The sequence below is a fragment of the Methanobrevibacter boviskoreani JH1 genome (assembly GCF_000320505.1).
GTDB lineage: Archaea > Methanobacteriota > Methanobacteria > Methanobacteriales > Methanobacteriaceae > Methanarmilla > Methanarmilla boviskoreani.
The window spans coordinates 43137-53378 of record NZ_BAGX02000028.1 but is presented as its reverse complement, the minus strand read 5'-3'; the positions used below and the strand labels follow the sequence as shown (position 1 = coordinate 53378).

Annotated in this window: 7 protein-coding genes; 1 reads left to right on the top strand and 6 read right to left on the bottom strand. The window is 28.6% G+C overall.

Annotated features, from left to right (window positions below):
* Positions 1-245: 245 nt before the first annotated feature.
* Complete coding sequence (locus ON24_RS07590; RefSeq protein WP_050553602.1) at positions 246-3377, bottom strand: Eco57I restriction-modification methylase domain-containing protein; 3132 nt, start codon at positions 3375-3377, stop codon at positions 246-248.
* Positions 3378-4113: 736 nt separating this feature from the next.
* Here ON24_RS07590 and ON24_RS07585 point away from each other — a divergent pair.
* Positions 4114-5388, top strand: a complete 1275-nt coding sequence (locus ON24_RS07585; protein WP_016358043.1) for an ATP-grasp domain-containing protein — start codon at positions 4114-4116, stop codon at positions 5386-5388.
* A 300-nt stretch (positions 5389-5688) separates the two neighbouring features.
* On the opposite strand, the gene ON24_RS09345 is transcribed toward ON24_RS07585, so the two are convergent.
* The 5 genes from ON24_RS09345 to ON24_RS07565 all read right to left on the bottom strand — a co-directional run bounded on the left by ON24_RS09345 (position 5689) and on the right by ON24_RS07565 (position 10227).
* Positions 5689-5844: a hypothetical protein gene (locus ON24_RS09345; protein WP_016358042.1), complete on the bottom strand. Its 156-nt coding sequence runs from the start codon at positions 5842-5844 to the stop codon at positions 5689-5691.
* A gap of 189 nt (positions 5845-6033) precedes the next feature.
* Positions 6034-6714, bottom strand: a complete 681-nt coding sequence (locus tag ON24_RS07580) for a V-type ATP synthase subunit D (protein ID WP_016358041.1) — start codon at positions 6712-6714, stop codon at positions 6034-6036.
* A 56-nt stretch (positions 6715-6770) separates the two neighbouring features.
* On the bottom strand, positions 6771-8156 hold the full coding sequence (locus ON24_RS07575) for an ATP synthase subunit B (protein WP_016358040.1): 1386 nt from the start codon (positions 8154-8156) through the stop codon (positions 6771-6773).
* 2 nt (positions 8157-8158) lie between these two features.
* The gene (locus ON24_RS07570; protein WP_016358039.1) at positions 8159-9913 is read right to left on the bottom strand and encodes an ATP synthase subunit A; all 1755 of its coding nucleotides are present in this window, start codon (positions 9911-9913) and stop codon (positions 8159-8161) included.
* Positions 9910-10227: a V-type ATP synthase subunit F gene (locus ON24_RS07565; protein WP_040682504.1), complete on the bottom strand. Its 318-nt coding sequence runs from the start codon at positions 10225-10227 to the stop codon at positions 9910-9912. The genes ON24_RS07570 and ON24_RS07565 overlap by 4 nt, the downstream gene beginning before the upstream one ends.
* Positions 10228-10242 lie beyond the last annotated feature (15 nt).

Here is a 10242-nt window from a genome sequence, read left to right as displayed (position 1 = left end):
CGCTCGGAACTATTCTTTTTTATATGTATTCCCTTTTTTTCTGCAATTTTTATTTATTTTCTTAACATATTATATACTTTTTTAAAGATGTTAAAAAAAAGATTTAATTAAAAGAAAAGTAGTATACTTGGAGAAAGGTTACTTAAACTAAAAAAAATAGATTAATAAAAAAAGTACACCTCTTTTTTCAACTCACATCTTAATTTTTTCATTTCCAGTATATACCATGAAAAATAGAAAAAAAACTAATTTATTTTTAGACTGTTTTCTATTGTTTCAATCTCTTCATGAGTTAAATCATATAAAGAATATACTAAATTATCTATGCTTTTACTAATACTTATTATATTATTATTATATTCTAAACATTTATTTTGGGATTTAAAAAACTCGTTTTTCAAATTAGATAACTGTTTACTATTTATATTTTTTGATTTTCTTTTAAATGCTATTAAAAAATCTTTTTCATTAAGTTTCCAGAAATTAAACAATTTATTCCTTGCACTTATTTTACCAATACCAAATTCATAATTTAACCAATATTTAAAGTTATATGATTCTTCTTCTAACTTTGAAGAATAATGTATTATTTCTTCCACTAAGTTAGTTAATTCTTTTTGACTATCCTTTTTAAATGCAATTGGAAAAATTTTAGTATTTTCAATTAAAATTTTAGGAAACTTTGTCTTTTTCTGATCTAAAAATTTTTCCCTATGATAAAAATTCATTAGTTTAGAGTTAAATATCCCCAATATATATTTTAAATTAATATCATTACTTTCATCTTTTAATATAATATTAAAAATAACTTGCGCATTATAATATTCTTTATCTGTATATCCTGCGATTATTTCCCCTTCTTTAGAAATAATTTGTCTTACAAGTATTCTAGGTTTTTTAAAGAATTTCTCTTCTCTTGGAGCCGCAAGCCATGGACCATATTTAATATATTGTCCATCATGCCATGCCACATTATATCGTGTAACATCAGATCCACCTAATAATTCTTTATAATCATCAGTTAATTTTTCATTTGAATGAAAAACTTTATTCTTAATATCCTCAGCGGACATTCCTTTATATTTATCATAAGGAGTCAATCCTAAACTAAAATCACATAAATCTTCAAGTTTAAAATGATTTTGTTCTATTTTTTTTATTAATTTAACTGAATCATCATTTGAATAAATTTGAATAATATGCTTAGAATCATTTAACCAAATTTGCTGATTTCTAGTAAAAGAGTTAAAGTAATTTTTATTCTCATAGATTTTAATCATAGTTTTATTTTCTTTATTTATTTTATTTTTAAAAATTAAAATAATTGTTTCAACTTCTGCATCTTCAAAAATATCATCTGTAAGTTTTAATATCTGAGTTATAGAAGTATCTTCAAGTAACCTAATTCTAATTTTCTCATAACTAGAATTGAACAAAATAGAATTTGGAATAATAAAACCGAAATATCCGGAATCTTTAATTATATTAGTAGATTTTTCAATAAATAAAGAATATAAATTAATTCTATTCACAGAGGTATCGTACTCTTCAAATAGGTATTTTGATACTTTATCATCCATATTTTTAATATCAACATAAGGAGGATTACCTACAATTATATCAAAACCCCCACTATTAAACACTTCTTTAAATTCTTCTTTCCAATTAAACGCTTTATTACCTACAACATTTTTATCATTAACCAATGAATCTCCACATTTAATATTTTTATCAAGGTCAGGTAATTCAAAACCTGATTCAATATTTGATGATGTTGCTAATTTAAGGAACAAAGAAAGTTTAGTTATTTGTACAGATTCCTCATTGACATCAACACCATATATGTTATTAGTCATAATTTGTTTTCTACTATTTAAACTATCAAAAAATGGAATTAAAGTACTATCATTATAATACAATGAATCAAACAACGTCTTATGTATGTCTAATAAAATATCTACCGCTTTATTCAGAAATGCCCCAGAACCACATGCAGGATCAATAATTTTAATATTTTTTAACTTATTATCTAATTCTTCTAATTTATTGTGCACTTCATACTCTTCAATTAAATCATTGATAGTATTTACTTCCCCCGATAGGCTAAGATAAGGTATAATTGTATTTCTACAGATATAATCTGTAATCTCACTAGGAGTATAAAAAATCCCATCTTTCTTTCTTCTAGAATTAGATTGGTTTTTAAGATCTTCAATATCCCCAATACTATTTTCAAAAATATGCCCAAGTATATTCACATCCAATTCAGAACCAAAATCAAAAGAGGATATAATTAATAAATTTTTAAAAATAGGATTTAATTTATCTTTATAATCTCCCAAAATTCCCCCTATACTTTCATATCTATCATTACCATCAAAATTCCAATTTTGATAACAATCTTTAAAAAATTCAACAGGATTTTCTACAGTGTCCCTAATTCTAAGATTTTCAAGATTTTCCTCAAATAAACTGCAATTAAATTCTTTTATTTTTTTATTAGGGTTTCCTTTATATACAAATTTAAATAGTTCATTTAATCTTTCCCATAATATTGAATCAAAAATATTATCTTGTTTAATAGGAGTAATTAATGTATTTGTTGTAGTTTCAGAACGCACAAGTTTTAAATCTTCAGCAAAGCAAATAAAAATATACCTATTTAAAATTAATTGAGCATAATAAATTGCTTTATTTTTATCAAAATCCATTTCATATTCTAATTCTTTAATAAGCATTAATCTTGTTTCACTAAATAATTGATAAAACTGATCTTCTAAATTTCTTTCCATAATTATACTTTGATTCAACAATGTCTGAGGAATATCCTTTTCAATTAATGAAAATTTACTGAATATAAGTAAAAATTTTTTCAAAACATTTTCATCTGTTAATTCTTTAAATTTAAATGAAATGTACTTTTTTCTATAAGATGGTTTAAAAATTCTAAACTCATTATAATTTGATACAAATGCCCATTTTGTTTCTTCTTTCCCAGAAGCATAATTAGTAACTTGATCAATAGCTGATTGTGCACGATTATATCTTTTGTTTAAATCTTTTGTTTTAGTTCCCTTAAGTTCCACAACAACATAATCTTTATCACCTTTTTTAAATGTAAATTCAACCGGTCTTCCTTCCTCATTAATATCTTCCTCATAACCAATATCTTCTAATTCATAACCAAGCAATCTTTCAAGGATAATAGTAAAAAAATTAATATAATTCCCTTTCTCATTTTCTAATTCATCACCATCTAATTTTTTAATCCAATCCTCAATAGGATGATCTTCAGGAGAATTTACAACAAGTTTATCATCATAATATTCAATAAAATCTTCCATTTTCTTTTCATTGAAAATATTGTTTTGAACCATTTAAACTACCCCATATAAAAAAAAATAAACATAATATATTTTGAATTTTTTTATATTAATCTTTATTTAATTTATAAAAAAGTAAAAAAAGTATTTTAATATTTTCTTATTTTTTCTACTAAATATTCTCTAAAAAACCATAAAAAATTTTATAAAAAAAATATTATTATTTTAAATTTCAGCCTCTTTTTTTGAATGGCTTTATACTCCTTTTTAAAACCATCAAATTTATGTTCCAATAAACCACCATTAGTAATATTACTACATCTCTCTTTTTGGGAAAATAACAATTTATTACTCATCTGCAAAGATACATCTAGACATTTAATACTTTGCTTTCTGTTCTTTCAAAGCATTAGCACGAAACTTAACATAATAATACATTTGCCTGCTGTGAGTTTTCACATATTCTTTATCACATACTTACAAACAGCATTGAAATATTTTACTATTCAAAATTAATTATACATTAGTGGATGCCATAATTCCTTAAAAGTTTTAGATATATTCCCAGGCCCATGATTTATAAAAATTAATACATCTATAATAAATTCTTCATTAGAGAGATTTAATTCAATATTTAATTTAATCTTTTTTTTCAATTAAATCTTTAATTTTAATTACTTATTTTCCAACTTTAATATTTTTAAATAATTAAAATATATACTATTTAAAACAAAATAACTATATAATAAAATTAATGATCTTTAGATTAAATTATAAGGAAATGTTTTAAATGGATAATCTAGTTATACTTGGAATTGATACTCGTCCTCAGGTAAATTCAGCTTTAAAACTAAAATACAACGTATACTCTTCAGCTTATTATACGACTATAGATTTTCCAAAAAACGTATTAGAAAAACACATTTTAAATGAAGAGGCAGACACATCCTGTGGATTATTTGAGGAAAATTATAGTGCCAAGAAATTACTTATTAATGTAAGGGACTATTTGGATAGTGCAGACAATATAATATTAACTTCAGGTATAAGTGGAGATGACTTCACTGGAGAATTTAAAAAATACAAATCCAAGATTATCGGAAATAAATCAACGGAACATGTAAGTGACAAATATAGATTTTACAATAAAATTTCCAATAAATTCTTATGTCCTATGACTTTTTTAATATCTGATGTTGATGAGTTAGGTGAAATTTTAAAAGAATATGATGATGTATCATTTATTGTAAAACCCAATAAAGGATCAGGTGGATATGATACAATCCATCTGAATTATGATGCATACATTAAAGATAATCAAATAAAAAATAGTATTGAAAATATTCTTTTGTCACAGGACGAGATATTAGTTCAGGAATTCATAAGTGGAGTTAACATAAGCTCATCAGTACTAGCAAGTTCAACTGATGCAAAGACAATAATGAATACAAGACTATTAACACTTGATGATATTGGATTTAAAGGTGATTATAGATATTGCGGAAATATTATGCCATTGGATATAAAATCCATACAACAATTTACAAGATTCAATATACCTCATGATGAGATTGGAATAAAGAATCTAAATGAGGACATGAATATGCTTTCAGAGGAGATTATAAAAGAATCTAAATTAATCGGATCTAATGGAGTAGATTTGATATTATCCGGTGAGGAAAATAATGAGGGAAACATATTAAATAATGACATATATCTAATAGAAGTTAATCCCCGTTTTCAAGGTACCTATGAATGTGTAGAAAAAGTGTTATCCATAAATCTATTAGAAGAGCATATTAAAGCATGTAATGGAGAATTAATAGAAGAATTAAATCCGAATGCCCATGCAATTAAAGAGATATTATATGCACAATCTAAAATCAAACAGGGAAATCTCAATATCGACGGATTATATGATATATCCCATGAAAATACAATAATAGAAAAGGATCAACCGCTAGTTACAATAATTAAAGAATGTGGTAATGTGAAAAAAGGTTTAAAAGAGATTAAATCATTAAAAGATAAGATCAATTCAAATATCTATCCTATAGATAATTAAATTAAAAAATTCCTTTTTTTTAAAAATATATTTATCATATAGACAATAACTAGAAAATTGATTCTTTTTTTAAAAAAAATAGTTATTCCATAAATAATAACAAATTAAATATTTTTTTTTAAAAAATATATTCAAAAAACAATCAAATAAATAAAAAATAGCAGTTTTAAAACCTAAAAATTAAAAATACCCCATAAATAATAATAATTAAAAATCCTTATTTTAAAAAATATATTCAAAAAAACAATCAAATAAATAAAAAATAGCAGTTTTAAAACCTAAAAATTAAAAAGTATTAAATTATGCATGAATAATTCCAAATGCAATTAAAATAAATAAAATAACACCAAAGACCATAATAAATGTTACACCAATCATTGCAATATTTATCCAAATATATAATTTAGTCCTTTTTTCAGGATCCTGCATAGCCATTTCCAATGGATTTCTTTCCATAATCTCACTTATTTTAATTAATTTAACTTTTAATAAAAAAAAGTTTAAAAGAAAATCTTTTTTTAATAAAAAAAGATTTATTCTAGTAAGAATATCTAGATTAGAGAAAAAGGGGTTGATAAATAAGAGAAAATATTATTCTACCCTTTTTTCAATCTAAATAAATCTTAAATACTAGATGTTGTTTTTCTAAGCTGGGTTATCAGCTTTTTTAGCAGCTTCTTCTGCTTCATTTGCTTCGATAGTAGCACGAATCATTTTCAATCTAACGAAATTTTCCCTTTCCATCTCTTGAAGTCTCATATCAATAGATTTTACAGTGTTTTCCAATTTTGGAATCATAATATGTTCAAGAGCATTTACACGACGTTTAGTTGATTCGATTTCCTCAGCTAAAAGGTAGATAGTTTTTTCAATTTCACCTAATTCAATAATCATTTTTACTGCCTGTTCAAATTTTTCAGCAGCAATATCTAATTGAGCAGATGTATCTGAGAAACCATATCCACGGTTGACTAAATCCCTTGAATCAAATGTAGTGTCACATAATGGAACTGGAACACCCATAATACTTCTTGATGTAACCTTTACATCAACTGATTCTTTAACAGATAAAGCAGTTTTTTCTACAGCTAAATCACCCATTTCAATTTGAGCTAAGGTTAAAGCTTCATATGCTTCTTTGAGGATCTTTTCTACATCGGAACGAGCGCCTTTAACTCTGTCTAAAATATCAAAAAACTCTTTGATTAAAGCATCACGTTTTTCTTTTAAAAGACTGTGACCTTTAACTGCAAGGTTTTCACGTTTTTTAAGAGCGAGTAACTCCATACGAGTAGGATTAATACCCTCTAAAATTTCTTCTGCCATAATATCCTCCTTTATAAAAGTTGGATAGAACCAAAGATTTAAAAATTAATTTAAATCTAATCTTTAAGGTGTTCTTCAATAAATTCGTCTTTAACACGTTTAAGTTCAGTTCTTGGTAAGATTTTAAATAAGTCCCAACCAAGATCCAAAGTTTCTTCAATGCTTCTATCTTCATCTTTGGATTGAGTTACGAATTTGTCTTCAAATTGTTGAGCAAATTCTAAGAAACTTTTATCCCTGTCTGTAAGAGCTTCTTCACCAACTACAGCTACTAAATCTCTTAAATCACGACCTTCAGCATAAGCTGAATACATTTGGTCAGATACACCACTATGGTCAGGTCTGGTTTTACCTTCACCAATACCTCCACCCATTAAACGAGATAATGATGGAAGTACATCTACAGGTGGGTAAATACCTTTCCTGTGTAAATCCCTACTTAATACAATTTGTCCTTCTGTAATATATCCAGTTAAATCTGGAATAGGGTGAGTAATATCATCTTGAGGCATGACTAAGATAGGCATTTGAGTAATGGAACCTTCTTTACCTTGAATACGTCCTGCTCTTTCATATATACCTGCTAAATCAGTATACATGTATCCAGGATAACCTCTTCTTCCAGGTACTTCGTCCCTAGCAGCGGAAATTTCCCTTAATGCTTCACAGTAGTTTGTTAAATCGGTTAAGATAACAAGTACATGCATACCTAATTCGAAAGCAAAGTATTCTGCAGTAGTTAAAGCCATTTTAGGAGTTAAAATCCTTTCAATAGCAGGATCATCTGCTAAGTTCATGAATACAGTTACTTTTTCAAGTGCTCCTGTTCTTTCAAATTCTCTCATAAAGAAGTTAGCTTCCTCGTGAGTAATACCCATTGCACCGAAAATTACGGTAAATTCAGTGTCTTCACCAACTACTTTAGCTTGTCTTGCAATTTGTGCTGCAAGTTCATTGTGAGGTAAACCAGATCCTGAGAAAATAGGAAGTTTTTGACCTCTTACTAAAGTGTTCATTCCATCAATAGTAGAAATACCAGTTTGGATGAAATCTGCAGGATATTCCCTTGAAGTTGGGTTCATAGGGTTACCGTTAATATCCAATTCTTTTTCAGGAATTATTTCTGGACCACCGTCAATAGGTTTACCAGTACCGTTAAAGATACGGCCCATCATATCTCTGGAAACTCCGATTTTAGCAGTTCTACCAGTGAATCTAGTTTTAGTATTTTTAGTGTTTAAATCATCTGTACCTTCAAAAACTTGAACAACAGCTACATCATTCCTAACTTCTAATACTTGTCCACTTCTTTTTTCTCCGTTAGGTGTTTCGATGTCTACAATTTCGTTGTAAGCTACACCTTCAACACCTTCAACAACCATTAAAGGACCAGAAACTTCAGTGACTGTAGTGTATTCTCTTGTTTTAATATCAGTATTCATATTTATACACCACCCATTTGGTCTACAACATTAGCTTTAATATCTTTGATTTTAGCTTCAAATTCTTCAGCAGGAATATATTTCATTCTTGCAATTTCTTCTTTAACAGGTAAAGCATCTATTTTCTTGATATCTCCACCTCTTGCAACAGCAGCTTGAGCTTCTTTGTTGAATAAAAGAATGGTTCTTAACATGTCTGCTTGTTTTGCAGGAGGACAGTAAGTATCAACATCATCAAATGCATTTTGTTGTAAGAAGTCTTCTCTTAACATACGGGAAGTTTGTAAAACAACTTGTTGGGAATCAGGTAAAGCATCTGGACCAACTAATTGTACAATTTCTTGGAGTTCAGATTCTTCTTGGAGTAAAACCATAGCTTCATCACGGTTAGATCTCCAATCTTCACCAACAGTTTCCTTCCACCAATCTTGGATACTGTCCACATATAATGAATAACTTTGTAACCAATCAATAGATGGGAAGTGACGTTTATCTGCAAGAGATGCATCTAATGCCCAAAATACTTTAGTAATACGTAAGGTGTTTTGGGTAACAGGTTCGGATAAATCTCCACCAGGAGGTGATACTGCACCTACTACACTAATAGAAGCTTCTTTAGGTTCAGTTCCAATAGTGGTTACTCTTCCTGCTCTTTCATAGAACTGTGCAAGTCTAGATGCTAAGTATGCAGGGTAACCTTCTTCACCAGGCATTTCTTCAAGTCTTCCAGAAATCTCCCTCATAGCTTCAGCCCATCTTGAGGTTGAATCAGCCATAAGTGCTACATCGTAACCTTGGTCTCTGAAGTATTCTGCAATAGTAATACCGGTGTATACACATGCTTCACGAGCAGCTACTGGCATGTTAGAAGTGTTAGCAATAAGAACAGTTCTATCCATAATAGGATTACCAGTTTTTGGATCATCGAGGAATGGGAATTCAGTAAGTACTTCTGTCATTTCGTTTCCACGTTCTCCACATCCAATGTATACAACAATATCAGCATCTGCCCATTTAGCTAATTGTTGTTGAGTAACAGTTTTACCTGAACCAAAAGGACCAGGAATAGCTGCAGTTCCACCTTTAGCTACAGGGAAGAAAGTATCTTGTGCTCTTTGACCAGTTACAAGAGGTATATCCGGATCAAGTTTTCTTGTGTAAGGTCTAGCTTTCCTTACAGGCCAGATTTGTAACATTTGAACTTTTTCGACGTTTCCTTCTTCAGTTTCAATTTCTGCAATATCGTCTATTACAGTGTAATCTCCATCCACAATACTTTTTACAGTACCGGAAACAGTTGGAGGTACCATAATTTTATGTACTACAGCTGAAGTTTCATTTACTTCACCAAGAACATCTCCACCAGTAACTTTATCTCCTACAGCTACAGTTGGTTTAAATGTCCATTTTTTCTCTTTGTTAATAGAAGGTACTTGGACACCTCTAGCAATGAAATCTCCGGTTTTCTCTTTAATAACTTCAAGAGGTCTTTCAATTCCATCAAAGATGGATCCCATAATACCAGGACCAAGTTCTACAGATAATGGTCCTCCAGTACTTTCTACTACTTCACCAGGTTTTATCCCAGCGGTTTCTTCATATACTTGAATGGTAGCAGTGTCACCTTCGAGTTCAATAATTTCCCCGATAAGTTTAGAATCACCTACTTTTACCATTTCATGCATTTGAGTCCCTCTCATCCCATCTGCAAGGATAACCGGACCAGCAATTTTGATAATGTTTCCTTCAATAATCATTTGATATCTACCCCAATAACTCGTTTAATAAGAGCTCTCATTTGATCACCATCAGTTTCAGATTTACCGTTTTTATCAGGGATTTCAATAATCATTGGTACAATCTCTGAACCGAGAGTTTTTCTGATATGTTCTCTTATTTCATCAGCTATTTTATCTGTAATAATAATAATTGAAAAATTATTTTCAATTAACTCATCAAGAGCTTGTTCAGCTTCTTCTTTAGTATTTACAATACGTCCTTCTCTTACTCCACCAAGTCTAAAACCGGTGACAGTATCTAAATCTCCAATAACAGCAACAGAACTCATAATATCACTCCATAATTA

Bases quoted from the DNA above. Each gene is read 5' to 3' on its own strand.
- ON24_RS07590 (WP_050553602.1), bottom strand. From the start codon at position 3,377: ATGGTTCAAAACAATATTTTCAATGAAAAGAAAATGGAAGATTTTATT.
- ON24_RS07585 (WP_016358043.1), top strand. From the start codon at position 4,114: ATGGATAATCTAGTTATACTTGGAATTGATACTCGTCCTCAGGTAAAT.
- ON24_RS09345 (WP_016358042.1), bottom strand. From the start codon at position 5,844: ATGGAAAGAAATCCATTGGAAATGGCTATGCAGGATCCTGAAAAAAGG.
- ON24_RS07580 (WP_016358041.1), bottom strand. From the start codon at position 6,714: ATGGCAGAAGAAATTTTAGAGGGTATTAATCCTACTCGTATGGAGTTA.
- ON24_RS07575 (WP_016358040.1), bottom strand. From the start codon at position 8,156: ATGAATACTGATATTAAAACAAGAGAATACACTACAGTCACTGAAGTT.
- ON24_RS07570 (WP_016358039.1), bottom strand. From the start codon at position 9,913: ATGATTATTGAAGGAAACATTATCAAAATTGCTGGTCCGGTTATCCTT.